At 73.1% G+C, this 24,778-nt stretch carries 22 protein-coding genes; 7 read left to right on the top strand and 15 right to left on the bottom strand.

The window, feature by feature from the left end; all coding sequences use genetic code 11:
• Positions 1 to 584 precede the first annotated feature (584 nt).
• Positions 585 to 1,793 carry an amino acid deaminase/aldolase gene (locus ACZ6IM_RS11800; protein ID WP_052837772.1) on the top strand — a complete coding sequence of 403 codons (1,209 nt, stop codon included), beginning with the start codon at positions 585 to 587 and terminating at the stop codon, positions 1,791 to 1,793.
• A gap of 19 nt (positions 1,794 to 1,812) precedes the next feature.
• On the opposite strand, the gene ACZ6IM_RS11795 is transcribed toward ACZ6IM_RS11800, so the two are convergent.
• The 4 genes from ACZ6IM_RS11795 to glnA4 are packed head-to-tail and all read right to left on the bottom strand — an operon-like array spanning position 1,813 to position 6,352.
• Positions 1,813 to 2,757: a DUF2510 domain-containing protein gene (locus ACZ6IM_RS11795; RefSeq protein WP_469556409.1), complete on the bottom strand. Its 945-nt coding sequence runs from the start codon at positions 2,755 to 2,757 to the stop codon at positions 1,813 to 1,815.
• A gap of 37 nt (positions 2,758 to 2,794) precedes the next feature.
• The gene (locus ACZ6IM_RS11790) at positions 2,795 to 3,577 is read right to left on the bottom strand and encodes a 3-oxoacyl-ACP reductase (RefSeq protein ID WP_469556164.1); all 783 of its coding nucleotides are present in this window, start codon (positions 3,575 to 3,577) and stop codon (positions 2,795 to 2,797) included.
• The gene (locus ACZ6IM_RS11785; protein WP_052837769.1) at positions 3,574 to 4,986 is read right to left on the bottom strand and encodes an aldehyde dehydrogenase family protein; all 1,413 of its coding nucleotides are present in this window, start codon (positions 4,984 to 4,986) and stop codon (positions 3,574 to 3,576) included. Before ACZ6IM_RS11785 ends, ACZ6IM_RS11790 begins: the two co-directional genes overlap by 4 nt.
• A gap of 7 nt (positions 4,987 to 4,993) precedes the next feature.
• Positions 4,994 to 6,352, bottom strand: coding sequence for a gamma-glutamylethanolamide synthetase GlnA4 (glnA4, locus tag ACZ6IM_RS11780; protein ID WP_052837768.1), 1,359 nt, complete (start codon positions 6,350 to 6,352; stop codon positions 4,994 to 4,996).
• A 74-nt stretch (positions 6,353 to 6,426) separates the two neighbouring features.
• Here glnA4 and ACZ6IM_RS11775 point away from each other — a divergent pair, with 74 nt between their 5' ends.
• Both ACZ6IM_RS11775 and ACZ6IM_RS11770 read left to right on the top strand, forming a co-directional pair.
• Entirely contained in the window at positions 6,427 to 7,170 is a 744-nt protein-coding gene (locus tag ACZ6IM_RS11775; RefSeq protein ID WP_469556159.1) for a FadR/GntR family transcriptional regulator, read from the top strand.
• Between the two features lie 63 nt (positions 7,171 to 7,233).
• Positions 7,234 to 7,926, top strand: a complete 693-nt coding sequence (locus ACZ6IM_RS11770) for a gamma-glutamyl-gamma-aminobutyrate hydrolase family protein (protein WP_052837766.1) — start codon at positions 7,234 to 7,236, stop codon at positions 7,924 to 7,926.
• 278 nt (positions 7,927 to 8,204) lie between these two features.
• Here the strand turns inward: ACZ6IM_RS11770 and ACZ6IM_RS11765 are convergent, their stop codons facing one another.
• Positions 8,205 to 9,179, bottom strand: coding sequence for a LysR family transcriptional regulator (locus ACZ6IM_RS11765; RefSeq protein WP_052837765.1), 975 nt, complete (start codon positions 9,177 to 9,179; stop codon positions 8,205 to 8,207).
• 70 nt (positions 9,180 to 9,249) lie between these two features.
• Between ACZ6IM_RS11765 and ACZ6IM_RS11760 the strand changes: the two genes are divergently transcribed.
• Entirely contained in the window at positions 9,250 to 10,428 is a 1,179-nt protein-coding gene (locus ACZ6IM_RS11760) for a TDT family transporter (RefSeq protein WP_469556156.1), read from the top strand.
• On the opposite strand, the gene ACZ6IM_RS11755 is transcribed toward ACZ6IM_RS11760, so the two are convergent.
• The 4 genes from ACZ6IM_RS11755 to ACZ6IM_RS11740 all read right to left on the bottom strand — a co-directional run bounded on the left by ACZ6IM_RS11755 (position 10,355) and on the right by ACZ6IM_RS11740 (position 15,822).
• A complete protein-coding gene (locus ACZ6IM_RS11755; protein ID WP_469556153.1) occupies positions 10,355 to 11,074 on the bottom strand; it encodes a helical backbone metal receptor in 720 nt (239 codons plus the stop codon). The genes ACZ6IM_RS11760 and ACZ6IM_RS11755 overlap by 74 nt on opposite strands.
• 10 nt (positions 11,075 to 11,084) lie before the next feature.
• Entirely contained in the window at positions 11,085 to 11,654 is a 570-nt protein-coding gene (locus ACZ6IM_RS11750) for a helix-turn-helix domain-containing protein (RefSeq protein WP_030190837.1), read from the bottom strand.
• Between the two features lie 447 nt (positions 11,655 to 12,101).
• A complete protein-coding gene (locus ACZ6IM_RS11745) occupies positions 12,102 to 14,717 on the bottom strand; it encodes an ABC transporter permease/substrate binding protein (protein WP_469556150.1) in 2,616 nt (871 codons plus the stop codon).
• Positions 14,710 to 15,822, bottom strand: coding sequence for a quaternary amine ABC transporter ATP-binding protein (locus tag ACZ6IM_RS11740; RefSeq protein WP_052837760.1), 1,113 nt, complete (start codon positions 15,820 to 15,822; stop codon positions 14,710 to 14,712). The genes ACZ6IM_RS11745 and ACZ6IM_RS11740 overlap by 8 nt, the downstream gene beginning before the upstream one ends.
• Positions 15,823 to 16,015: 193 nt before the next feature.
• Here ACZ6IM_RS11740 and ACZ6IM_RS11735 point away from each other — a divergent pair, with 193 nt between their 5' ends.
• Both ACZ6IM_RS11735 and ACZ6IM_RS11730 read left to right on the top strand, forming a co-directional pair.
• Complete coding sequence (locus ACZ6IM_RS11735; RefSeq protein ID WP_469556406.1) at positions 16,016 to 16,921, top strand: 5'-3' exonuclease; 906 nt, start codon at positions 16,016 to 16,018, stop codon at positions 16,919 to 16,921.
• Positions 16,922 to 17,026: 105 nt separating this feature from the next.
• Complete coding sequence (locus tag ACZ6IM_RS11730; protein ID WP_469556147.1) at positions 17,027 to 17,869, top strand: siderophore-interacting protein; 843 nt, start codon at positions 17,027 to 17,029, stop codon at positions 17,867 to 17,869.
• A 424-nt stretch (positions 17,870 to 18,293) separates the two neighbouring features.
• Here the strand turns inward: ACZ6IM_RS11730 and ACZ6IM_RS11725 are convergent, their stop codons facing one another.
• Entirely contained in the window at positions 18,294 to 18,875 is a 582-nt protein-coding gene (locus tag ACZ6IM_RS11725; protein WP_469556142.1) for a GNAT family N-acetyltransferase, read from the bottom strand.
• 106 nt (positions 18,876 to 18,981) lie between these two features.
• Here ACZ6IM_RS11725 and ACZ6IM_RS11720 point away from each other — a divergent pair, with 106 nt between their 5' ends.
• Positions 18,982 to 19,932 carry an RluA family pseudouridine synthase gene (locus tag ACZ6IM_RS11720; RefSeq protein WP_469556139.1) on the top strand — a complete coding sequence of 317 codons (951 nt, stop codon included), beginning with the start codon at positions 18,982 to 18,984 and terminating at the stop codon, positions 19,930 to 19,932.
• A gap of 22 nt (positions 19,933 to 19,954) precedes the next feature.
• On the opposite strand, the gene ACZ6IM_RS11715 is transcribed toward ACZ6IM_RS11720, so the two are convergent.
• From ACZ6IM_RS11715 to ACZ6IM_RS11695, 5 genes are all read right to left on the bottom strand, one after another.
• Positions 19,955 to 21,451 (bottom strand): cytochrome P450, encoded by a 1,497-nt coding sequence (locus ACZ6IM_RS11715; protein WP_052837755.1) that lies wholly within the window; start codon positions 21,449 to 21,451, stop codon positions 19,955 to 19,957.
• A gap of 62 nt (positions 21,452 to 21,513) precedes the next feature.
• Positions 21,514 to 22,134, bottom strand: a complete 621-nt coding sequence (locus ACZ6IM_RS11710; protein ID WP_052837754.1) for a GTP-binding protein — start codon at positions 22,132 to 22,134, stop codon at positions 21,514 to 21,516.
• On the bottom strand, positions 22,115 to 22,531 hold the full coding sequence (locus tag ACZ6IM_RS11705) for a DUF742 domain-containing protein (RefSeq protein WP_052837753.1): 417 nt from the start codon (positions 22,529 to 22,531) through the stop codon (positions 22,115 to 22,117). Before ACZ6IM_RS11705 ends, ACZ6IM_RS11710 begins: the two co-directional genes overlap by 20 nt.
• Positions 22,528 to 22,905 carry a roadblock/LC7 domain-containing protein gene (locus tag ACZ6IM_RS11700; RefSeq protein WP_167308645.1) on the bottom strand — a complete coding sequence of 126 codons (378 nt, stop codon included), beginning with the start codon at positions 22,903 to 22,905 and terminating at the stop codon, positions 22,528 to 22,530. The genes ACZ6IM_RS11705 and ACZ6IM_RS11700 overlap by 4 nt, the downstream gene beginning before the upstream one ends.
• Before the next feature lie 26 nt (positions 22,906 to 22,931).
• Positions 22,932 to 24,557 (bottom strand): sensor histidine kinase, encoded by a 1,626-nt coding sequence (locus tag ACZ6IM_RS11695; RefSeq protein ID WP_052837752.1) that lies wholly within the window; start codon positions 24,555 to 24,557, stop codon positions 22,932 to 22,934.
• Positions 24,558 to 24,778 lie beyond the last annotated feature (221 nt).

The raw sequence follows: 24,778 nt of genomic DNA, 5'->3' as shown, positions 1-24,778 counted from the left end.
GGCGCCGCCGCCCCGCTCCACCGCAGGCGCCTGAGCCGGGCGGGGCGGAACGCCGGGACGGGGCGGAACGGCCGGGGGCGGCGGCGTCGCCGGAGGGGACGGGGGCTCCGGGTGGGGCGAGGCCGGCCGGGGAGGCGCGCCGGGTCCCGGCGTGGAGGACGCCGCGGACGACGGACCGGGCGCGGGCGCCGGGCGCGGCGGCTGCCCGGGGTGGGGCGGGGTCTGCGGGCGGGGTGGGGTGTCGGGGTGCGGGGGAAGGGAGGCGCGGCGCGCTTCCGTGCTCATGCACCCCCCGTTTCCTCGGGCCCGGCCCGTTGCTCCCTCACGGGCCGGAGACGGTGGTCCTGACCGCGGTCTCCTGCCCGGCCCGGCGCGGAACCGATCCGTCCCGGGCACGCATACCCGCTCGGGAGGACCGCCATCCGGCACGGGCTCCGGGCCCTGCCGCCGGGGTCGGGTCCACCCGTGCGTGCGCGTCACTCTACGGCGTGAGCCCGCCGGAGGGGGAACCAGTCCGCCCGCCCGTGGCATTGGCCCGGATCGTCCCCCTACCCCGCGGTAATCCTGTCTGGCAGGCTGCGTCCATGACCGCACGCGCCGCCGACCGGGCCCGTTACGACCGGGCCACCGCCCATCTGGACGCCCCCGTGGCCATCGTGGACCTGGAGGCCTTCGACGCCAACGCGGACGACCTGGTCCGCCGGGCCGGTGGGAAGCCGGTCCGGGTCGCCAGCAAGTCCGTACGCTGTCGTGCGCTGCTGGAACGGGCCCTGGCCAGGGACGGTTTCGCGGGCGTCATGTCGTTCACGCTGGCCGAGTCCCTGTGGCTGGCCCGCTCCGGTTTCGAGGACGTGCTGCTCGCCTATCCGTCGGCGGACCGTACCGGGTACGCCGAGCTGACCGCCGACCCGAAGCTCGCCTCCGCCGTGACGGTGATGATCGACGACGTGGCCCAGCTGGACCTCGTCGACGCGGCGCGCGAGGGCGACGGCGGCCGGGAAGTCGTGCGGGTGTGCCTGGAGTTGGACACCTCGCTGAAGCTGTTCGGGGGCCGGGTGCGGGTCGGGGCCCGGCGCTCGCCGCTGCACTCCCCCGCCGAGGTCGCCGACCTGGCCCGCGCGGTGGCCCGCCGGCCGGGTTTCGAGGTCGTCGGCATCATGGCGTACGAGGGGCATGTCGCCGGGGTCGGCGACTCGGTGGCGGGGCGTCCGGTCCGCTCGCGTGCCGTGCGGCTGATGCAGGCCGCCGCCCGCCGGGAACTCGCCGAGCGGCGCGCCGCCGTGGTGCGGGCGGTCCGGGCCGTGGTGCCCGGCCTGGAGTTCGTCAATGGCGGTGGCACGGGCAGCGTGCAGCACACCGCCGCCGAGGCCGCGGTGACGGAGATCGCGGCCGGTTCCGGACTGTACGTGCCGCGGCTGTTCGACAACTACACGTCGTTCAGCGGCCGTCCGGCGGCCCTGTTCGCCCAGCCCGTCGTACGGCGGCCGGGGGTCGGGGTGGTGACCGTGCTCGGCGGCGGGTATCCGGCCTCGGGCGCGGCCGGAGCCGACCGGCTGCCGGTGCCCTGTCTGCCCGAGGGGCTGCGCTACGACCCCCAGGAGGGCCCGGGCGAGGTGCAGACGCCGCTGCTGGGCTCGCCCGCCGACGACCTGCTCATCGGCGACAAGGTGTGGTTCCGGCACGCCAAGGCCGGGGAGCTGTGCGAGCGGTTCGACACGCTGCACCTGGTGGAGGGGGACGCGGTGACGGCGACGGTGCCGACGTACCGGGGCGAGGGGCACACCTTCCTGTAGCGCGGGCGCCGCGGGCCGGTCAGGGTGTCGGGCCGATGCCGCTGCCCACGCCCCCGCCGGTGTCCGCGTCGCCGATGGGCCGGATCCCCTTGGTGATGGTGTCCATGCCGGTCAGCGGCGGTCCGTCCTCGCCGGCGTCGAAGACGTAGCGGACGAGGATCGGGGACTCGGTGCCGACGGTCGAGGGGAACACCATGGACTGCACGTAGCCGCCGGGTCCCTTGGCCGTCTTCACCCGCCAGCGCACGTAGTACCCGGCGCGTCCGGCGACCGCGACGGGACCGGACGCCACCTCCTCGTGGGACGCGATGCCGCCGAAGGGCTTGTTGCCGATCAGATCGCGGTCGTAGGCGTCGTCGGCCGCGTCCTCGATGTCCTGCCGCGCGAGGATCTTCGGGGAGGACTCGGCGTTCGCCGTGACGGTGCGGGAGATGACGAGGCCGTGCCGGCACACGCTGCCGTCGGCGGGGCAGTCGTAGGTGCCGTCGGTGGTCATCATGACGTCGTCCTCGGCGACGTACTCGGGCCGCACCCAACCGTCCGGCAGCGGGAAGGTGACGCCGTTGAGCTGGTCCTCGACCAGGGCCGGGTCGTCGGCCGAGGGCGCGGAGGCGGTGGGTGCGGAGGCGCTGGGTGAGGGGGAGGGCGGGTCGCTCACCGGCGCGGGGCCGGTGGCGGTCACCGTGGCCGGTGGGGTCTGCGTCCGCGGGCTGCCGCCGCCGTCCTCGCCGAGCACGACCACGCCGGTGACGATCGCCGCGACCAGCACGGCCGCCGCGGCGGTGAGGGCGACGGCCTTGCCGCGTCCGCCGCCGTCCGGTGCACCGCCGGAGGACAGGGGCACCGCCGGCCCGAACCCGACGGGCTCGGGAGCGCGGCGGTGCTCCGTCCAGGCGGTGCCGTCCCACCAGCGCTCCTGGTGCGGGGCCAACGGGTCGCGGTACCAGCCGGGCGGCGGCGTCATGCTCATCCCGGCACTGTAGGACGCCACGCGCGGGGATCTACAGCGGTGTGACGTACGCCCCGGAGATCCCGCCGTCCACCAGGAAGTCGGTGGCGTTGACGAAGGAGGAGTCGTCGCTGGCCAGGAAGGCGACGGCGGCGGCGATCTCGTCGGCCTCGGCGAAACGTCCCACCGGAATGTGCACGAGGCGGCGCGCGGCCCGCTCCGGGTCCTTGGCGAACAGCTCCTGGAGCAGCGGGGTGTTGACCGGTCCCGGGCACAGCGCGTTGACGCGGATGCCCTCCCGCGCGAACTGCACGCCCAGTTCCCGGGACATGGCGAGGACGCCGCCCTTGGAGGCGGTGTACGAGATCTGCGAGGTGGCCGCGCCCATCCGGGCCACGAAGGACGCGGTGTTGATGATGGACCCCCTGCCCTGGCGCCGCATGTAGGGGATGGCGGCCTTGCAGCACAGGTAGACGGAGGTGAGGTTGACCTCCTGGACGCGCTTCCACGCCTCCAGGCCGGTCTCCAGGATGGAGTCGTCGTCGGGCGGCGAGATGCCGGCGTTGTTGAACGCGACGTCGACGCTGCCATAGGTGTCGTACGCCGCCGCGAACAGCGCCTCGACCTGCCCGGGGTCGGTGACGTCGGCCTTGACGAAGGTCCCGCCGGTCTCCTCGGCCGCGGCCTTGCCCCGGGTCTCGTCCACGTCGCCGCAGACGACGTGGGCGCCCTCGGAGGCCAGTCGGCGGACGGTGGCGAGGCCGATGCCGCTGCCCGCTCCGGTGACGACGGCGGTACGGCCGACGAGCCTGCGGCAGACGATGTCTTCGCTCACTGTGCGGGGCCCTCCGTGCTCGATGGGGTGGTGCTGATGAAGACGTTCTTGGTCTCGGTGAACGCGGTCAGCGCGTCCGGGCCCAGTTCGCGGCCGAGGCCGGACTGCTTGAACCCGCCGAACGGTGTCCAGTAGCGGACGCTCGCGTGGGAGTTGACGGACAGGTTCCCGGCGCGCACCGCGCCCGACACGCGCAGGGCGCGGCCCACGTCCCGGGTCCACAGTGAGCCGGACAGGCCGTAGTCGGTGGCGTTGGCCAGACGGATCGCGTCCGCCTCGTCCGCGAAGGGCAGGACGACGGCGACGGGCCCGAAGACCTCCTCGACGGCCACGCGCGCCCGCGCGTCGACGCCGGTGAGGACGGTGGGCGGGAACCAGAAGCCGGGGCCGCCCTCGGGTGCGCTGCCGCGGATGCCGACGGCGTCGGCGGGGACGTGGGAGCGGACGCGTTCCAGCTGGGCGCGGGAGATCAGCGGGCCCATCTGGGTCTTCTCGTCGGCCGGGTCGCCGACGCGGACGGCCTCGATCGCGGGGGCGAGCAGGTCGAGGAAGCGGTCGTACACGGACCGCTGGACGAGGATGCGGGTGCGGGCGCAGCAGTCCTGGCCGCTGTTGTCGAGGAAGGACATGGGCGTGGCGGCCGCGGCGGCCTCGATGTCCGCGTCGGCGAAGACGATGTTGGGGCTCTTGCCGCCGAGTTCGAGGGTGACGGGTTTGAGGAGCGCCGCGCCCTTGGCGGCCACCCGCCGGCCGACGGCCGTGGACCCGGTGAAGACGATCTTGGCGACACCCGGGTGCTCGACGAGCGCGTCCCCCGCGACCGGGCCGTGCCCGGGCAGCACCTGGAACAGGTCCTCGGGAAGGCCCGCCGCCAGGGCGAGTTCGGCCAGGCGGAGCGCGGTGAGCGGGGTCGTCTCGGCGGGCTTGAGGAGGACCGCGTTGCCCGCCGCGAGCGCCGGTGCCGTGGCCCAGGCCGCGATCGGCATCGGGAAGTTCCAGGGGGCGATGACTCCGACGACGCCGAGGGGTTCGAGGAGCGTGACGTCCAGACCGCCGGCCACCGGGATCTGGCGTCCGGTGAGCCGCTCCACTCCCCCGGCGGCGTAGTCGAGCAGGTCGCGGACGTTGCCGGCCTCCCAGCGGGCGTTGCCGATCAGGTGCCCCGCCTCGCGGACCTCCAGGCGGGCCAGCTCCTCCAGGTGCTCGTCGACGGTGGCGGCGAAGCGGCGCAGCAGCCGGGCCCGGTCGCCGGGGGCGAGGGCTGCCCAGGCCGTCTGCGCCCGTGCGGCGCGTGCGACGGCGGCGTCCACGTCGGCCGCGGAGGCGGCGGGGACGGTGGCGACCGGTTCTTCGGTGGCGGGGTTCAGTACCCGCAGCTCGTCGGGGAGCTTCTCCAGCGACTCGGACAACGGTGCCTCACATGCGTTCGAAGGAGCGGCGCAGTTCCCAGTCCGTGACGGCGGCGTCGTACGCGTCCAGTTCGACGCGCGCCATGTTGCGGTAGTGGGCGACGACCTCGTCGCCGAAGGCGGCCTTGGCGAGGGCGCTGTTCTCCCACAGCTCGGCGGCCTCGCGCAGAGTGGTGGGGACGTGCTCGAAGTCGGCGGCGTACGCGTTGCCGGGGCAGGGTTCGGGCAGCTCCAGCCGCTGCTCGATGCCGTGCAGTCCGGCCGCGACCAGGCCGGCCACCGCGAGGTACGGGTTGACGTCGCCGCCGGGGAGCCGGTTCTCGAAGCGGAGCGAACGGCCGTGGCCGACGACGCGCAGGGCGCAGGTGCGGTTGTCGTGGCCCCAGGCGACGGCGGTGGGGGCGAAGGAGCCGGGCTGGAAGCGCTTGTAGGAGTTGATGTGCGGGGCGTAGAGGAGGGAGAACTCGCGCAGCGCGACCAGTTGTCCGGCGAGGAAGTGCCGCATGACCTCGGACATGCCCTCGCCGTCGGCCATCGCGTTGCGGCCGTCGGCATCGGCGAGCGAGAGGTGGATGTGGCAGGAGTTGCCCTCGCGCTCGTTGTACTTGGCCATGAAGGTGAGGGACATTCCCTCCTGGGCGGCGATCTCCTTGGCGCCGGTCTTGTAGACCGCGTGCTGGTCGCAGGTGACCAGGGCCTCGTCGTAGCGGAAGGCGATCTCGTGCTGGCCGGGGTTGCACTCGCCCTTGGCGGACTCGACGGTGAGACCGGCGCCGGCCATCTCGTTGCGGATGCGGCGCAGCAGGGGTTCGACGCGGCCGGTGCCGAGCACCGAGTAGTCGACGTTGTACTGGTTGGCCGGGGTCAGGCCGCGGTAGCCCGCGTCCCAGGCGTGTTCGTAGGTGTCCCGGAAGACAATGAACTCCAGCTCGGTGCCGACCTGAGCGGTGTACCCGTGCCCGGCGAGCCGCTCCAGCTGGCGGCGCAGGATCTGGCGGGGTGCGGCGAGCACCGGGGAGCCGTCCTCCCAGGCGAGGTCGGCGACGACCATCGCGGTGCCCTCGTTCCAGGGCAGCCGGCGCAGGGTGGCCGGGTCGGCGTGCATGGCGAAGTCGCCGTAGCCGCGGTCCCAGGAGGACATGGCGTAGCCGTCGACGGTGTTCATGTCGGCGTCGACGGCGAGGAGGTAGTTGCAGCCCTCGGTGCCGTGTTCCAGGACTTCGTCGAGGAAGAAGCGCGCGGCGAACCGCTTGCCCTGGAGGCGGCCCTGCATGTCGGGGAAGGCCAGGACGACGGTGTCGATGTCACCGGCGGCGACGAGGGCGTGCAGTTCCTCGACCCCGAGCGGGGGTGTGCGGTCTGCCACGGGGAGAGCCTCCTTCTGGCCGGGAGCCATAAGGTATTGCCGGGAACCTTTGGTTGGGAAGGGGGCGCGGCCGCGTGCGGGAGGAATCCGGCGGGAGTGCCGGGAGCGTGACGGACCGGCTGGCGCCGGTGCTGCGGCCGGTGCGGGCCGGAAACGGCTTCGAGGAGGCGCTGGAGCAGATCCTCCAGGTGGTCCGGCTGGGCCTGGTGGCGGGGGGCGAGCGGCTGCCGGCCGAGCGGGAGCTGGCTCAGCGGCTGGGGATCAGCCGGGTGACGCTGCGCGAGGTGCTGCGGGTGCTCCAGGAGCAGGGGCTGGTCGAGGCGCGGCGGGGGCGCTACGGCGGAACGTTCGTGCTGCCCCGTGCGGACGCGGGCGGCGAGGACGAGCTGCGGCGCCGGGTGGCCGGGGTCGACATCGAGGACGTGCTGCGCTTCCGGGAGGTGCTGGAGGCGGGCGCGGCCGGGCTGTGCGCGGAGCACGGGCTGACGGACGCGCGGGCGGCGCGGCTGCGCGAGGCGCTGGCCGGCACGCGGGACGCGCCGCTGGCGCGGTACCGGCGGCTGGACACGATGCTGCACCTCACCCTGGCGGAGCTGTGCGGCTCACCGGCGCTGGCGGCGCAGTACGCGGCGGTCCGCGCCACCCTCAACGACCTGCTGGACTGCATCCCGCTGCTGGTGCGCAACCTGGAGCACTCCCAGCGCCAGCACGCGGCGCTGGTGGAGGCGGTGCTCGACGGGGACGCGGACGGGGCGCGGGAGATCGCGCGGGAGCACTGCGCGGGGACGGCGGCGCTGCTGCGCGGGTTCCTGACCTGAACGCCTTGCCGTGACCGTGCCCTCCGGCAAAGGTATGAGAACGGTTCTTTGTCTGGAGGACGGATGGCCGACCGGCCGCTGATCGGTGTCAGTACGTATCTGGAGTCCGGTGCTCGCTGGGGCGTGTGGGAGCTGGAGGCGGCCCTGCTGCCGGCCGGGTATCCGCGGCTGGTGCAGCGGGCGGGCGGGCTGGCCGTGATGCTCCCGCCGGACGCGCCGGAGCACGCCGCGGCGACCGTCGCCCGCGTCGACGGGCTGGTGATCGCGGGCGGCCCGGACGTGGAGCCGGTCCGTTACGGCGCCGAGCCCGACCCGCGCACCGGACCGCCGGCCCGGGCCCGGGACACCTGGGAGCTGGCGCTCATCGAGGCGGCCCTGGCCGCGGGTGTACCGCTGCTGGGCGTCTGCCGGGGCATGCAGCTGCTCAACGTCGCCCTGGGCGGCACCCTCGTCCAGCACATCGAGGGGCACGCCGAGGTGGTGGGCGTGTTCGGCGGCCACCTGGTCCGGCCGGTGCCGGGGACCCGGTACGCCGCCGCCGTGCCGGAGGAGACGTTCGTGCCGACGTACCACCACCAGGCGGTGGACCGGCTCGGCACCGGCCTGGTCGCCTCGGCCCACGCGGCGGACGGCACTGTGGAGGCCGTGGAACCGCCCTCCCACCCCGCCTGGGTCCTGGGCGTGCAGTGGCACCCGGAGATGGGCGAGGACGCCCGCGTGATGCGGGCCCTGGTGGACGCGTCCCGAGCAGGCTGAAACACCCCGGCCGCGCACCCAGCCACCAGCCGACCGCCCCGGCATCGCCCCGGCCGCCTCGCCCCGCGCCCGTGTAGGCCGTCGAGCCGCCCCCGGCCCCGGCGCACCCTCGCCGGCAGGCTGAGCGGGACCCGACGCCGCACCCACCACCAGGCAGCCGACGGGGCCGGGACCGGACTGGTCCGGGGCGTGCGGCACCGTGGGGCCGTCGAGGCGCCCTTCGGCGTCGGCGGGTGTGCCGGTGCGGCCCGTCCGCCGGGACGAGTCCGGCCGCGCGTCTACGCGCGGGTCAGGGAGAGGAGTTGGCGGGCCGGGCCGGTGGGGCGGTGGCCGGTGGGCCACACCGCTCGCAGGTCGCGGGCCAGGACGACGTCCGCCAGGGGGACGCTCACCAGGCGCCGGGTGGTCAGTTCCTCGCCGACGGCGAGTTCGCTGAGGACGGAGGGTCCGGCACCGCCCACCGCGGCCGCCTTCACCGCCGTGGTCGAGGACAGTTCGATCAGGGGGCGGGCCAGTCCGCCCAGCGCCGCGTCCAGGACCTGCCGGGTGCCCGAGCCCTTCTCCCGCAGGATCAGCGGGGTGGCGGCCAGCTCCGCCGCCTCCAGCGGGCGCCTGCGGCGGGCCCAGGGGTGTCCCGGCGCGGTCACCACGATGAGCCGGTCGTGGCCGATGACCGCGGAGTCGAGGCCGGTCGGCACGCTGACCCCCTCCACGAAGCCGAGGTCGGCCTCGTCGGCCAGCAGGCGCTCGGCCACCGCCGTCGAGTTGCCCGCGAGCAGCGACACCGCCGTGTCAGGCAGCTGGGTGCGCAGCGCGACCAGCCAGCCCGGCAGCAGGTACTCGGCGATCGTCATGCTCGCCGCGACCCGCAGCCGCGAGTCCCGCCGGTCCCGCAGCGCCTGCGCGCCCGCGTCGAACGCCTCGGCGGCCTCCACGATCCGCCGCGCCCAGTCCGTGACCAGCGCGCCCGCGTCGGTGAGCCGGGAGCCGCGTGGCGAGCGGTCCACCAGGGCGACACCCAGCTGCCGTTCCATCGAGCGGACGCGGCTGCTGGCGGCCGGCTGGGTGATGCCCAGCTCGCGTGCCGCCCCGCCGAGGCTGCCCAGGCGCGCCACCGCCAGCAGCAGCTCCATCGCACCGAGGTCCGGTACCCGGTGTGCCAGCGAACCCGTCACGTGCCGTGCCCGGGTGTCGTGCCCGCCCTGCGCGGCGCCCGTGCCGCTGCCCGTACCGCTGTCCGCACCACTGCTCATAACCCCAGCTTATGCCCTCATAGGGACATGGTCCCTGGTCAGGGGCTTCACCCGCGGCGACGGTGGAACCATGGTCACCGCAGCCCAGCACCGCTCTCCCGCACCGCCTCCCTCCCCCGCCGCCGGCCCGGCCGTCCGGCGGGTCCCGGCCGTCCGTCACCTGGGGCCCAACTGGTACGCCTGCGTCATGGGCACCGCCATCGTGGGTACGGCGGGAGCCGCGCTCCCCGGGCACGTGCCCGGCCTGCGCGCCGTCTGCACCGCGGTCTGGGCGCTGTCCCTCCTCCTGCTGGCGGTGCTGCTGTTCGCCCGGTCCCTGCACTGGCGGCACCACCGCGACCAGGCCCGCGCCCATCTCCTGGACCCGGCCGCGGCCCCCTTCTACGGCTGCCTGTCGATGGCCCTGCTGGCCGTCGGCGGCGGCGCCCTGACCCTCGGCCGGGACTGGATCGGCACCTCGGCCGCGGTCGCCCTGGACACCGCGCTCTTCACCGCCGGTACGGCCATCGGGCTCGCGGCGGCGGTCGCCGTGCCGTACCTGATGGCCGTACGCCACCGGATCGAACCGGGGTCGGCCAGTCCGGTCTGGCTGCTGCCGCTCGTCGCGCCGATGGTGTCCGCCGCAGTCGGGCCCCTGCTCGTCCCGCACCTCCCGCCGGGACAGCCCCGCGAGACGCTGCTGCTCGCCTGCGTCGCGATGTTCGGCATGAGTCTGTTCGCGACGCTGCTGACGCTGCCGGTCGTCTTCGGGAGGCTGCTCACCGGCGGCCCGCTGCCGCTCGCGCTCACCCCGTCACTGTTCCTCGTCCTCGGACCGCTCGGGCAGTCGACGACCGCCGTGGGGAAGTTCGCGGAGGCGGCGCCGGGGGTCGTGCCGGGACCGTACGCCGAGGGCTTCTCGGTCTTCGCCGTGCTGTACGGGGTGCCCGTGACGGGGTTCGCGCTGATGTGGCTGGCCCTCGCCGCCGCACACGTCCTGCGGGCCCGCCGGGAGGGCATGCGCTTCTCGATGACGTGGTGGTCCTTCACCTTCCCGGTGGGCACCTGTGTCACCGGCGCCGAGGCGCTGGCCCGGGAGACGGGTCTGGTCGTCTACGACGGGCTCACCGTCGCCCTGTACGCCCTGCTCGTCGCCGCCTGGGCCGTTGCCGCCGTGCACACCGCCCGGGGCCTGCTCAGCGGCGTGCTGCTCGCAGCGCCGCGGCCAGCGCCCGGGGCGCCTCGGCCAGTGACGGCCCGTACCACGTGAGGCAGCGCCCGTCGACGAGGGCGCAGGGCAGGCCGGGGAAGGCCTCCGGACCGTCGTCGGCGGCGAAGCGGTAGGGCTCGTCCGGCAGCACCACGACGTCCGGGCGGGCCGCCCGCAGCTCGTCCACCGGGATCTTCGGATAGCGCTCGGCATGGGCGGCGTACAGGTGGTCGACGCCGAGGCGGGCCAGGACGTCCCCCGCGAAGGTGTCGCGGCCCAGCACCATCCAGGGCCTGCGCCACACGGGCACGACGGCCGTGGTGCGCCGCTCGGGGGCGGGCGGGTCGGCCCAGGCGGCCTCGGCCTCGTCCAGCCAGCGGGGCCGGGAGGGAGCACCGCACGCGGTCAGCACCCGGTCCAGCTCGGTGAAGGCCTCAGGGACGGTGCGCACCTCGGTCACCAGCACCTCCACGCCCGCCGCTCGCAGGGCGTCGAGGTCGGGGGCGCGGTTCTCCTCCTCGTTGGCGACGACCAGGTCGGGGGAGAGGGAGAGGACGCGGTCGGTCTTCGGGTTCTTGGTGCCGCCGACGCGGACGACGTCGAGCCCGGCCGGGTGGGTGCACCAGTCGGTCGCGCCGATCAGCGCCCCGGGGACGGTACGGGCCACCGCCTCGGTCAGCGACGGCACCAGCGAGACCACCCTCACCGGCGCGGCCTCATCGGCGGGGCCCTTCCCGGACCGCCTCGATGTGCTCGGCGACGGCGACGACGATCAGCCGGGTGTCCGGCACCGTGGCCCGCCAGCGGTGCCGCACCCCGCCGGTGAGGTACAGCGTGTCGCCGCGTCCGAGGCGGTAGGCGCGGCCCTCGGCCTCGATCTCCACGGCGCCCTCGGCGACGAACATCAACTGGTCGTTGCGGTACTGCAGTTCCCGCCCCGCGTCGTGGTCGCCGGTGAACTCGGAGGCGTGCATCTGGTGGTGTCCGCGCACCAGGGAGCGCACCCGGGGTGCCAGCTCGGGGTCGGGGTCCTCGGCGCGGACCACGTCGACGCTGCAGGCGGGGTCGGCCGCGGCGAGCAGTTCCACGGCGGTGGTGCGCAGGGCGTCGGCCACCTTCTCCAGGGAGGTCTGGCTGGGCCGCGCCCGGTCGTTCTCGATCTGGCTCAGGAAGGGCACGGACAGGCCGCTGCGCTCGGACACCACGGCGAGGGTGAGTTCGAGGTCCCGGCGCCGGCGCCGTACGGCCGCGCCCACCCGGAGGTGCTGATCTTTGTGGTCGCCCATCGCTCCGGCTCCCTCCTTCACCCGTCGTCGTACCGTCTCCGTGCCCCGTGCGGGGCGCCGGCCTCCTGATGAGTTCTCTGCACCCTACGCATGTTCGGCAAACCGTTTCATGCGGCCGTCACATCGATGTCACGGTGCGGTGGCCGCGACCTCACGTTTCTCGCCACCGGTGGACCGGTCCGCGCGCCCGTGACGCACGCCTTACCGGTTCAAGGCGCGGACGGCCTCCCGTGTTCCCGTCGGCCGCTCGCGCCCTGGCGGGGGCAGCTCGGGCGCGGGGTTGGCGCTCCGTGGTTGGCCGAATCCTTACCGTGTCCGGGGACCCGGACGACCCGAGGGGTGGGCCCGGTGGCGCGCCGTCAGGTGGCGTCACCGGGCCCACCCCTCGGGGTGACCGTCATGGAGCGGAGCACTGCGGACCACCGCGCGGTACCGCGGCCCGGACCGCTACGGGGTCATCCGGCCCACCATGTCCGGGTGCTCCTTCAGCCAGGCCGCGACGGCTTCCTCCTCCTTGCCCTGGCCGCGGTCCTTGATCTCGGCCTCCAGGCTGCCCAGCTCGTCCTCGCTCATCTTGAAGTTCTTGATCCACTCGGTGAGCTGCGGGTACTGCTCGGGGAAGTCCTTGCTGGAGATGGTCCGGATCGTGTTGCCCTCGCCGAAGGCCTTCTTCGGGTCCTTCAGCTTGGTCAGCTCGTAGTCGCTGTAGGCCCAGTGCGGCGACCAGAGGGTGACCGCGACCGGTTCCTTCTTGGCGAGGGCGCGCTTCAGCTCGGCCAGCATGGCGGGCGTGGAGCCGTCGACGACCTCGTACTCGTCCTCCAGGCCGTAGCCGGGCAGCACCTCGTTCTTCAGCAGCTGCATCTCACCGGTGCCGGGCTCGATGCCGATGATCTTCCCGTCGAAGAGGTCGCTCTTGCCCTTCAGGTCCGCGAGGGACTTGACGTCCTTCACGTACGAGGGGACGGCGATCTCCAGGGAGGTCGGCTCGTACCAGGTGCCCAGGTCGACGAGGTTGTCCTTGTGCTTGTTCCAGTAGTTGCTCTGGGCGTAGGGCAGCCACGCGTCGAAGTTGAGGTCGATGCCGCCCGAGGCCAGGCCGGTGTAGACCGGGCCGACGTCCATCTGCTTCAGGTTCATCTTGTAGCCGCGGCGCTCGAGGACGTTCTTCCACAGGTAGGTGACGGCGACGTCCTCCTCCCAGGGGAACCAGGCCACGTCGAGGGCCTGCTTGGCCTCGGCGGGCTTGGCGCCGGAGCCGCCCTCGACCGGGGCGAGCTTGTCGACGACGCCCGGGTTGGCCTTGAGCCAGGTGCGGACGGCGTCCTGCTGCTGGCCCTTGCCGGCCTTGTTGATCTCGGCCTCGAGGCTGGTGAGCTGCTTCTCCGTCATGGAGAAGTCCTTCAGCCACTTGGCCACGACCGGGTTGTCCTCCGAGAAGCCCTTGCGGGACAGCGAGTGCACGCCGTCGCCCTTGCCCCAGGCGCCCTTGGGGTCCTTCAGCTTCTTCAGCTTGTAGTCGTTGTACGCCCAGTGCGGGGACCACAGCGTGGTGACGATCGGTTCCTGCTTGCTGTAGGCCCGCTTCAGCTCGGCCAGCATCGCCGGCGTGGAGCTGTCGACGACCTTGTACTCCTTGTCGAGGCCGTACTCCTTGAGGACCTTGCTCTTGAGCAGGTTCATCTCACCGGCGCTGGGCTCGATGCCGGTGATCTTCCCGCCGAAGAGGTCGGCCTTGCCCTTGAGGTCCTCGAGGGAGTCGATGTCCTTCATGTACGCCGGGACGGTCAGCTCCAGCGACGTCTCGTCGTACCAGGAGCCGAGGTCCTCGAGCTGCTTGCCGTACTTCTTCCAGTACTGCTCGTGGGTGGTGGGCAGCCACGAGTCGGTCTGGAAGTCGATGTTGCCCTGGGCGAGCGCGGTGTAGAGCGGGCCGGCCTCGAACTGCTTGGCCTCGACCTCGAAACCGCGCTGTTCGAGGATCTCCTTCCACAGGAACGTGGAGGCGACGCCCTCGTCCCAGGGGATGTAGCCGATGGAGACCTTCTTGCCGCCGCCGACGTTCTTGCCGCCGGCCGCCGTGTCGGCGTCGTCGCCGCTGCCGCCGAACATGCCCATGCCGCCGGCCACCAGAGCGAGGATCACGATGCCGATCACGGCGACCTGCGGCTGGGGGCGGTAGGACCAGATCTTCAGGCCCTTGGCGGCGCGCGCCTTGGCGGCGGCGCGGCGGCCCAGCGGGGAGACGTGCGTGCCCAGCGCGCTGGTCATGCGGTCCAGGTAGATCGCCAGGATCACGATGGCGACACCGGCCTCGGCGCCGAGGCCGACGTTGAGCTGGCCGATGGACTCCATGACGTCGCCGCCGAGGCCGCCGGTGCCGACCATGCCGGCGATCGCGGCCATGGACAGGCCGAGCATGATGACCTGGTTGACGCCCGCCATCACCGTGGGCAGCGCCAGCGGGAGCTGGACGCGCAGCAGGGTGTTGCGGGGCGTCGTGCCGAACGCCTCCGCCGCCTCGACCAGTTCCTTGTCGACCTGGCGAATGCCCAGCTCGGTCATGCGGACGCCGGGGGCGAGGGCGAAGATCAGGGTGGCCACGATGCCCGGGGCGGAGCCGGTCCCGAAGAACAGGATCGCCGGAATCAGGTAGATCATCGCGGGCAGCGTCTGCATGAAGTCCAGGACCGGCCGGACGAAGGCGCTCACCCGGTCCGAGCGCGCCGCCCAGATGCCCACCGGCACCGAGATGACCAGGGCGATGATCGTGGCGACCAGCAGGAGCGCCAGGGTGACCATCGCGTTCTCCCACAGACCGAGGGAGTCGATGAAGGCGAATCCGACGAAGGAGAGGACACCGGCGACGGTGCCGCGCAGCCAGAAGGCCAGCACGGCGAAGATGCCGGCGAGCAGCAGCGGCTCGGGGGCCTGGAGGAGGGCGTTGATGCCGTCGTAGGCGCCGGTGAAGACGCTCTTGAAGAAGGTGAAGAGCCAGGAGACGTTGTCGAGCAGCCAGTCGACGCTGCTGTTGACCCAGTCGCCGAGGGGGATCCTAGGCACGGCTGATCACCTTCTTGCCGCCCTTGTCCCGCGGGCTGTCGCAGACGCCGGGGACGACGTCGTCCTCGTCGCCGAGGAAGCCGATGAGCCGCTGGGCCGGGACGACGCCGACCAGTCGGCGGTCGCCGTCGACCACGGCCACCGCGTGGGGCACGCGGGCGCTGATCGCGCACAGCTCCGAGAACGGTGTCTCGGGCGTGGCGGTCTCGCAGTCGCAGTCCGCCTCGTCGCCGCGCACGTCGGTCTCCATGACGGAACCGGCGGTCAGGACGCGGGAGCGGTCGACGTCCTTGGTGAAGGAGGCGACGTAGTCGTTGGCGGGACGTATCAGGATGTCCTGCGCGGTGCCTATCTGCACGATCCGGCCGTCGCGCATCATGGCGATGCGGTCGCCCAGGCGCATGGCCTCGTTGAGGTCGTGGGTGATGAAGACGATGGTCTTCTTCAGGGTCTTCTGCAGGTCGAGCAGCTGGTCCTGCATGTCGCGGCGGATCAGCGGGTCGAGGGCGCTGAAGGACTCGTCCATCAGCAGCAGGTCGGCGTCCGTGGCGAGCGCGCGCGCCAGGCCGACCCGCTGCTGCATGCCGCCGGACAGCTCGTCGGGCCAGGACTTCTCCCAGCCGGCCAGGCCGCACAGGGCGAGCGCCTCGTCGGCGCGGCGTTCGCGCTCGGCGCGGGGCACGCCCTGCACTTCAAGACCGTAGGCAGCGTTGTCACGGACGCTGCGGTGGGGGAAGAGCGCGAAGTGCTGGAAGACCATGCTGATCTTCTTGGAACGGACCTCGCGCAACTCGCGGTCGCTGAGCTCGGTGAGGTCCTGGCCCCCGAAGCGGACGTGCCCGGCGGTCGGCTCCGACAGACCGTTGAGCATGCGCAGCAGCGTGGACTTGCCTGATCCGGACAGTCCCATGACCACGAAGATCTCGCCGGGCTCCACGGTGAAGGACGCGTCGATGACGGCGGCGGTGGTGCCGTCGGCGCGCAGTTCCTCCCGGACGTCCCCCTGGTCCTTGCGGACATCTTCCTGGCGCAGTCGTTCGACTGCCTGGTCCTGTTTCCTGCCGAAGACCTTGTACAGGTTCTCGGCCTCTAGTCTGGCTGACACGCTTACCTCTTGGCTCGGGGGCAGGGACGGGGCCCAAAGCTCCCCTAACAGTTGAATGCATCAACCAGCTTCGGCCCGGCTGCGCGCCTGCCCCGATCTTTATGTGCCAAACATTTGAGTGATTCAGTTCACAGCTCCTCCGTCACTCACCCCCACCACCTGCGGCATGATGCGAGGCGTGACCGGACGACTGATGCTTCTCGACACCGCCTCCCTCTACTTCCGCGCCTACTTCGGCGTGCCGGACTCGGTACGGGCGCCCGACGGCACGCCGGTGAACGCCGTGCGCGGCCTGCTGGACTTCATCGACCGCCTGGTGCGGGACCACCGCCCCGACCAGCTGGTGGCCTGCATGGACGCGGACTGGCGACCGCACTGGCGGGTGGAGCTGATCCCCTCCTACAAGGCGCACCGGGTGGCCGAGGAACGCCCGGCCGGCCCCGACGAGGAGGAGGTGCCCGACACACTGTCCCCGCAGGTGCCGGTCATCGAGGCGGTCCTCGACGCGCTCGGCATCGCCCGCGTCGGCGTGGCCGGATACGAGGCGGACGACGTCATCGGCACCTACACCGCCAGGGCCACCGGCCCGGTGGACATCGTCACCGGCGACCGCGACCTCTACCAGCTCGTCGACGACGCCCGTGGCGTGCGCGTGCTCTACCCGGTCAAGGGCGTCGGCACGCTCAACCTCGTCGACGAGGCCGCGCTGCGCGAGAAGTACGGCGTCGACGGCGCGGGGTACGCCGATCTGGCGCTGCTGCGCGGCGACCCGAGCGACGGCCTGCCCGGCGTGCCCGGCATCGGTGAGAAGACGGCGGCGAAACTGCTCGCCGAGTTCGGCGACCTGGCCGGGATCCAGGCCGCCGTCGACGACCCGAAGGCGAAGCTCACCCCCTCGCAGCGCAAGCGGCTGACCGAGGCCGGGCCGTATCTCGCGGTCGCCCCGAAGGTCGTCCGGGTGGCGGACGACGTGCCGCTGCCGGACACCGGCACGGCGCTGCCGCACGGCCCGCGCGACGCCGAGGCGCTGGAGGCGCTGGCGGCCCGCTGGGGGCTCGGCGGGTCACTGCAACGGCTGCTGACCACGCTCACCGCCTGAGCGGAGGCACGCGGTACCCGCTTCCATGAGCCACCGACAGGCTCGGGATGCTAGCTTAGGTATACCTAACTCAGGGAACCGCACGCAGGGAGCAGGGAGGCCGTCATGGCAGACCGTCCGGCACGCAAGCCGCGCAAGCCGCACACCGCGCAGGTCGTCCGCACCGAGCGGCTGACCCCGCACATGCAGCGCGTGGTGCTCGGCGGCGAGGGGCTCTCCGCGTTCGCGGCGGACACCTGCACCGACCACTATGTGAAGCTGCTCTTCCCCTCCGGGGGCGCGACCTACCCGGAGCCCTTCGACATGGAGCGCATCCGCGAGGAGTTCCCCCGCGAGCAGTGGCCGGTGACCCGGACGTACACCGTGCGCCACTGGGACGCCGAGCACCGCGAGATGACGCTGGACTTCGTGATCCACGGCGACGAGGGGCTGGCCGGGCCCTGGGCGAAGCGGGTGCGGCCGGGCGAGACGATCCACTTCATGGGCCCCGGCGGCGCCTACGCCCCCGACCCCGCCGCCGACTGGCACCTGCTCGCCGGTGACGAGAGCGCGCTGCCCGCGATCGCCCGCTCCCTGGAGGCGCTGTCCGACGGCGCCCGCGCCTTCGCCTTCGTCGAGGTCGAGGGGCCCGAGGAGGAGCAGAAGATCGACTCCGACGTGGAGGTCGTCTGGCTGCACCGCGCCGGCCGTCCGGTCGGGCAGGCCCTGGTCGAGGCCGTGCGCGCGCTGCAGTTCCCCGAGGGCCGGGTGCACGCGTTCGTCCACGGCGAGGCGGCCTGCGTGAAGGACCTGCGCCGGTACCTGCGGCTGGAGCGCGAGATCCCCCGCGAGGACCTGTCCATCTCCGGCTACTGGCGACTCGGCCACAACGAGGACGGCTGGCAGGCCTCCAAGCGGGAGTGGAACGCCCGCATCGAGGCCGAACAGGAGGGCGCGACGGCAGCGTAGCGGCCCGCCGCCTCTTTCCCCGCACGCACGGCGGGCCCCGGCGCCCGCCCCGGGACTCCGGCCCCGCACACGTGCGCGTGCCGGCGCACACCGTGCCACTCCGACGGCGCGACGCCACGCCCCGGACGCCGCCCCGGCCAAGCCCGCGCCCGGAGCCGCCCGCTCCCCCTTGGGCCGGCTCCCCGCATCCCCCTGCACCGCCACCCGCGGCACCGCCCCTGCCCCCACCGGGCCCTGGCAGCCCCACAGGCCACGAACCCGTCAGCCGCCGCGTACGCACCCGTGCGGGCGCATGTCGCCACCGACCCCAGGAACGAAGGGGCAACGCCCCGGCCCTCAGCGCCCTCCCCGGCGAACCCGGCGCGGGAAACCGGCCCCGCCCGCGCGGCACCGCCCCTGACCAGCCCCGCGAGCTACGAACCCGTCAGTCGCCGCGTACGCGTGCGTGCAGGTGCATGTCGTGCCAGCCGTCCGCGTGCAGCAGGGCGCTGCGCTTGGTGCCCTCCAGGGCGAAGCCCGTCTTGTCGGCGACGCGGCACGAGGCCTCGTTGGCCACGGCGTGCGAGAGTTCCAGGCGCTGGAAGCCGATCTCGTCCAGGGCCCAGTTGGCGAGGGTGCGGGTGGCCCGCGCGGCGACGCCCCGGCCGCGGGCTTGCGCCGTCGTCCAGTACGCGACCTCGGCCACCCCGTCCCCGAGCACCCACTCGCGCAGCGCGACCCGGCCGAGCAGTCGGCCGTCCGCCGCGTCCGTGACCGCCCACTGGGCGCCGGACTCCGCTTCCCAGGCCCGTTGCCACTCGGTGATCCAGCCCCGCACCTCCTCCTCGGAGTCGGCAGCGCGGACGTGCCACCGGCGCAGCACCGGGTCCTGGAAGGCCGCGTGCACGGCGGGCGCGTCCTCGGTGCGCCAGGGGCGCAGCACCAGCCCGTCGCTGGTGGGAAGCGTGGGCTGCGGGGTGCGGGAGAGGGTCCCGGCGGCGAGGACCGGGCGGGTCAGGTAGGGCATGGACGGCATCCTGCCAACGGGGCCGACCGGCGGCCCAGCGGTTTTCCGGAACGCTCACCTCTGCCTCGGTCCCCGGCGCAGGTCACCGCCTCGTACGCTGGCAGTGATGAGACGCCGTACCCCTCCCCCGCCCTCGCCCCTGCCGCAGCGCGACGGCATCGACGCGGTGCGGGTGCGGCTGCCCGCGGACGGGCCGTGGTCCACGGTGCGGGAGCACCTGACGGAGCGGCTGTCGGGCGCGGGCGCCGGTGTGGTCGACGGCATGTTCGACGCCGGGCTGTTCGTCGGGGCGGACGGACGCCCCGTGCCGGGCGACGCGCCGTACCGGCCGGGGATGTTCGTGTGGTTCCACCGCGAGCTGCCCCCCGAGACGCCGGTGCCCTTCCCGCTGGAGGTCGTGTACCGCGACGAGCACATCGTCGTCGTGGACAAGCCGCACTTCCTGGCCACCACCCCGCGCGGCGGCCACGTCACGCAGACCGCGCTGGCACGGCTGCGCCGGGAGCTGGGCGTCCCCGCGCTCGGCGCCGCGCACCGTCTGGACCGGCTCACGGCGGGGCTGGTCCTGTTCACCGTGCGCCCCGAGGAACGCGGCGCGTACCAGGGGCTGTTCGCCGACCGGCGGGTGCACAAGGAGTACGAGGCCGTCGCCCCGTACGACGCGGCGCTGGCCCTTCCCCGGACGGTCCGCAGCCGGATCCTCAAGGAGCGCGGGGTGCTCGCCGCCCGCGAGGTCGACGGCGAGCCGAACGCCGTGACCCGCGTCGAACTGCTCGCCCACCGGCTGGACCGCGGCCTCGGCCGCTACCGGCTGGTCCCCGGCACCGGCCAGACGCACCAGCTGCGCGTGCACATGAACGCGCTCGGCGTGCCGATCCTCGGCGACCCCCTCTACCCCGAGGTGGCCGACCCCGTGCCGGCCGGTGACTTCCGGCGCCCGCTGCAACTGCTCGCGCGGGAGCTGGGATTCACCGACCCGGTCACGGGGCGCGAGCAGCGCTTCCGCAGCGGCCGGTCCCTCGGCGCCTGGACGGCGTACGAGGACTGGGCGGCGTAGGCGGACCGGGCCGGGCCGGCCGTCAGTAGCCGCGCCACCAGCGCAGGAAGCGCTGCCAGGCACCGCGGGGCGGCGGCGGTTCCGCGCCGGGCACCCGCTGGGGCTCGGCGGCCGTGACCGACACGGGCTGCGGCTGCTGGGACGGCAGCGGCGGCTGCGTCCGCTCCTCCGGCTGCGGCAGGCCGACGTGCCAGTCGGCGCGCGGTGCCGGGGCCGGGGCGTGGCTCGGCTGCTGCATGATGTCCTGCTGCGCCCTGGGCTCGAACCGCACCGGCAGTTCCACCAGGTGCCGGGAGGCGATCGAGGACCGCCACCGCAGGTCGTCCTCGTCGCAGTCGAGCTGGACGTCGGGCAGCCGCATCAGCAGCGCGTCGATGCCGGCGTCGGCGATGGCCCGCCCGATGTCCTGTCCTGGGCACTCGTGCGGGCCGCCGCCGAAGGCGAGGTGGGCGCGGTTGCCCATCATGCTCGCGTCCAGGTCCGGACGGATGCGCGGGTCGACGTTGCCCGGGGCGATGCCGAGCAGCAGGCCGTCACCGGCGCGGATGCGCTGCCCGCCGAGTTCCGTCTCCTGCTTGGCGAAGTAGGCGAAGACGGTGCTGAACGGCGGCTCGTCCCACAGGGACTGCTCGACCGCCTGGGGCACCGTCATCTGGCCCCCGTTGAGCTGCGCGCGGAAGCCGGGGTCGGTGAGCACCACGCGCAGCACGTTGGCGATCAGGTTGACGGTCGCCTCGTAGGCGGCCAGCAGGACCACCCGCAGGTGTTCGCGGACCTCGTCGTCGGTGAGCCCGGCCGGGTGGGTGACGAGACGGCCGGCGATGTCGTCGGCCGGGTCGGCCCGGCGGGCGGCCGTGAGCCGGCCCAGTGCCTCCATGACGTAGGCGTGGCTGGCGATCGCCGTCTCGGTGCCCTTGAGGGTGTCGCGGGCCGCCTCCACCAGCCGGTCGTTGTACTCCTCGGGCATGCCGAGCAGATGGCACATCACGCCCATCGGCAGGTGCTCGGCGAACTGGCTGACCAGGTCGGCCCGGCCCTCCTCGCAGAAGCGGTTGACGATGCGCTGGGTGTAGCGCTTGATGTGCCGGCGCAGCTCCCGGTAGTCGAGGTCCGACATGGCGCTGGTGACCGCGCCGCGCAGCCGCTTGTGTTCGTCGCCCTCGGCGTGGGAGCAGATGGGCTGCCAGGCGATGTGCGGCATCAGCGGGTGGTCGGGCTTGACCATGCCCTCGTTGAGCGGGGTCCAGATCCGGCTGTCGCGGCAGAACTGGGAGGGGGTGCTCACCATGTGCAGGTTCTCGGCGTGCCCGAGGACCACCCACACGGGTACGTCGTCGTGGAGCAGCGCGGGCGCCACCGGCCCGTGCTGCTCGCGGAGCTTCTCGTACAGCTCCTCCAGGTCGTCCGCCGCGTGCAGCCGGTGCAGTCCGCCCGGCCCGAGGCCGTGCGCGGGGCAGCCGGGCGGTGGTTCGAGCAGGGGTTCGCCCGTTCCGGTCGGGGAGTGGCGTTCAGGCGTCACAGTCTCGCTCCGCAAGCAAAAGGTGTGGTCACGTCAAAGGCGGGGTGTGGGTGGGCGCGCGGTCAGGTGAGCGCGCCCTTCATGGCGAGGGCGTGCAGGAAGCGCATCAGGGTCATCAGGACGTCCCGGCTGGAGGCCCGGCGCCGCACGTCGCAGTCGAGGATGGGGATCTCCTCGGGCAGGTCGAGCGCGGTGCGCAGTTCCGTGACGGGATAACGGGGCGCGTCGGGGAAGGTGTTGACGGCGACGACGAAGGGCACACCGCGCTCCTCCAGGCGTCCCATCACGTCGAAGCTGACCTCCAGCCGGCGGGTGTCGACGAGGACGACCGCGCCGAGTGCGCCCTCGAACAGCCCGTTCCACAGGAACCAGAAGCGCTCCTGGCCGGGCGTGCCGAAGAGGTAGAGCACCAGTTCGTCGGTGATGGTGATGCGGCCGAAGTCCATGGCGACGGTGGTGGCCGTCTTGGAGGCGGAACCGTAGTTGTCGTCGACACCGATACCGGCCTGGGTCATCGTCTCCTCGGTGGTCAGCGGTCTGATCTCGCTGACCGAGCCGACCATGGTGGTCTTGCCGACTCCGAAGCCGCCCACGATGACGATTTTCACGGCGGCCTCGGCCGTGTGCGGCAGCCGGTCCTCGGTCCGGGGGCCCGGGATCGTGTCAGAGCTTTTGAAGTCCATGCATCACCGCTTCGAGGAGGTTTCGGTCGGCGACCTTCTGGCGGACGATCGGGGCGCGGGCCTGCACCAGTTCCGCCGCCAGCAGGTCGGTGAGCAGCACGGTCACCACACTGAACGGCAGGCTCAGGTAGGCCGACAGCTCGGCCACGGACAGGGGTGCGGCACACAGCCGCAGCAGGGCGGCCTGTTCCGGGGTGGCGGACACCGGGGGGTCGGCACGGGCCACGATCAGGGTGACGAGGTCGATGTCGGCGCGTTCGCCGCCTCCCTCACCGCCGATGACGAAGAGCCGCTCGGGGTTGCGGAGCTCGCCCTCCTTGGCGGGCGCGCCGTCAGGGGGCGGGGCGGCGGGCCGGTCCGGCCCGGGGGATCGCCTCTGGCGCCTGGGAGGAGTCATACGGTCTGCCCATTGCGCCGTGCGGGACTGGTCAGGTGCGGGCCGATCCGGGCGACCAGGTCGGCCATGCTCAGACCCATCCGGCCGGGTTCGCAGCGGACGTCGGAGAGCACGGCGAGATAGGCGTTGGGACCGGCGGCCATCAGGTAGAAGTAGCCGCCGTTCATCTCGATGAGCACCATCTTCATGTCGCCGTCGCTGGTGGGGATCTCCTGGCTGACGGCGCTCGCCAGGCTCTGCAGCCCGGCGCAGGCGGCGGCGACCCGGTCGGCGGCGTCCGGGTCCCCGGAGTAGCGGGCGATGCGCAGGCCGTCGGCGGAGAGCACCACGATCATCTCGATGCCCGGGACGCCGTCGTAGAGGTCGCGGAGCATCCAGTCGAACTTGCCTTGCTGCTCGATCACTTGAGGTTCCCCTCGTCGTCTGCCGGGGCGTGGGCCGGCTCGCTGCTGCTGGACTGCTGGTGGGCCTGGGTGCTGCCCGTGTGCTGCTTGAGCCCCTCCCAGAAGGCGCCGATGAAGTGACCCGGCGGGAGGCCGCCCTGGTCCTTGTCCTGCGCGGGCTCCGGCTCGGCGGGTGCCGGGATGCCCTTGCGGGCGCGCTCGGCGGCCTGGCGGGCCTCGCGCTCGGCGTCCTCCCGCTCCCACGCCGCCTGCTCGGCGAGGCGCTGGCTGAGCGGCATCTTCACCCGGCTGCGGCGCTGCGGGAGCCCGCCCGCCGTCCACTCGGTCACCTCGGGAACGTCGTCCTCCAGGGAGACCGTCGCGGGGATCCGAGGGCTGGTGGGGCGGCGCTTCTTGGGCTTGCGCTGCGGTCCGGGCAGGGCGTCGGGGCCGGGCGTGGGGATCGAGGTGGCGCCGATGCCGTGGGCGAGGCCGACGCCGGGCTCGGTGGTCATCATCTTGCTGGGCACGATGAGGATGGCGCGGACGCCGCCGTACGCGGAGGCGCGCAGCGAGACGTCCATGCCGAACTGGGTGCACAGCCGGCCGACCACGGACAGGCCCAGGCGCGGGTGGTGGGCGAGGTCCTGCACGTCGGTGCCGCGCTTGGCCTGTTCGAGCAGGCCCTCGATGCGGGCGCGGGACTCCTCGCTGAGGCTGACGCCGGCGTCCTCGATCTCGATGCACACACCGCTCTGCACCTCGGTCGCGGTGACGTGCACCTTGGCCGCGGGCGGCGAGTAGCGGGTGGCGTTGTCGAGGAGTTCGGCGGCGGCGTGGATGACCGGTTCGACGGCGGTGCCCTTGATGTTGACCTTGGCGATCGATGCCAGGTTGATCCGGCGGTACTCCAGGATCCGGGACATGGCGCCGCGCAGCACGCTGTACAGGGCGACCGGCTCGGGCCACTGGCGTCCGGGCCGGCCGCCGCCGATCACGGAGATGGAGTCGGCGAGGCGGCCGATCAGCGAGGTGCCGTGGTCGATGCGCAGGAGGTCGTCGAAGACCTCGGGGTTGCGCCCGTGGTCCTCCTCCATCTCGCGCAGTTCCTTCTGCTGCTGGTGGACGATCGCCTGGACGCGGCGGGCGATGTCGACGAAGGAGCGCTCGGCGGACTCGCGCATGGCGTCCTCGTGGTCGACGATCTCGCAGACCATGCGGACCAGCTTGCGCTGGGGCTCGCCGAGTTCGGCGTAGCTGGGGTCCACCTCGCCCAGGCGGTTCATCATCTCGCGGGGCGTGGCGCCCCGGCGCATGTACCGCAGGACGTTCGGGATGACTTCGGCGCCGAGGCGGACCATCTCCTCGTGGTGGTTCGCGGCCCGGTGTTCCAGATACGCGGTGTGACGGGCGTGCTCGGCGCCGAGGGCCCGCAGTGCCCGGCCGCGGCGCACCGCTTCGGCCGCCGCGGCGATCACCAGGACGGTGGCGACGGCACCGCACAGGCCGACGGCGAGCCGGGCCGGTTCCGTCACGAGGGCGACGGCGGCCCCGGTGGCCGCGGCCATCAGTATGGCCGGCAGCAACAGGGTTCGCGCGTAGGGAAGTTCACGGCGACCTGGAGGGGAATCAACACTCACCATGTAGGCCCTCTGAAAACGAATCGGCGGGGATGGGGGAGCTTGCGGCGGGGTATGTCTGGGAGTTGTCGGGATCTTCGGCGCATTGGGAACAAGCGCGCGAATACACCTCAACTCGGTGCGCTGCGGGCGAGCTTAGTCCGGGGGGATCATCGCCGTGTCATATTCGGCAAGCACCTGAAACGGGCGCGGGGACTGGAGTATGGTCGGGCCCATTTGCACGC

The organism is Streptomyces sp. NPDC042336 (assembly GCF_055581985.1).
The sequence above is the reverse complement of the archived record's forward strand: the minus strand, read 5'-3'. Positions and strand labels throughout refer to the sequence as shown.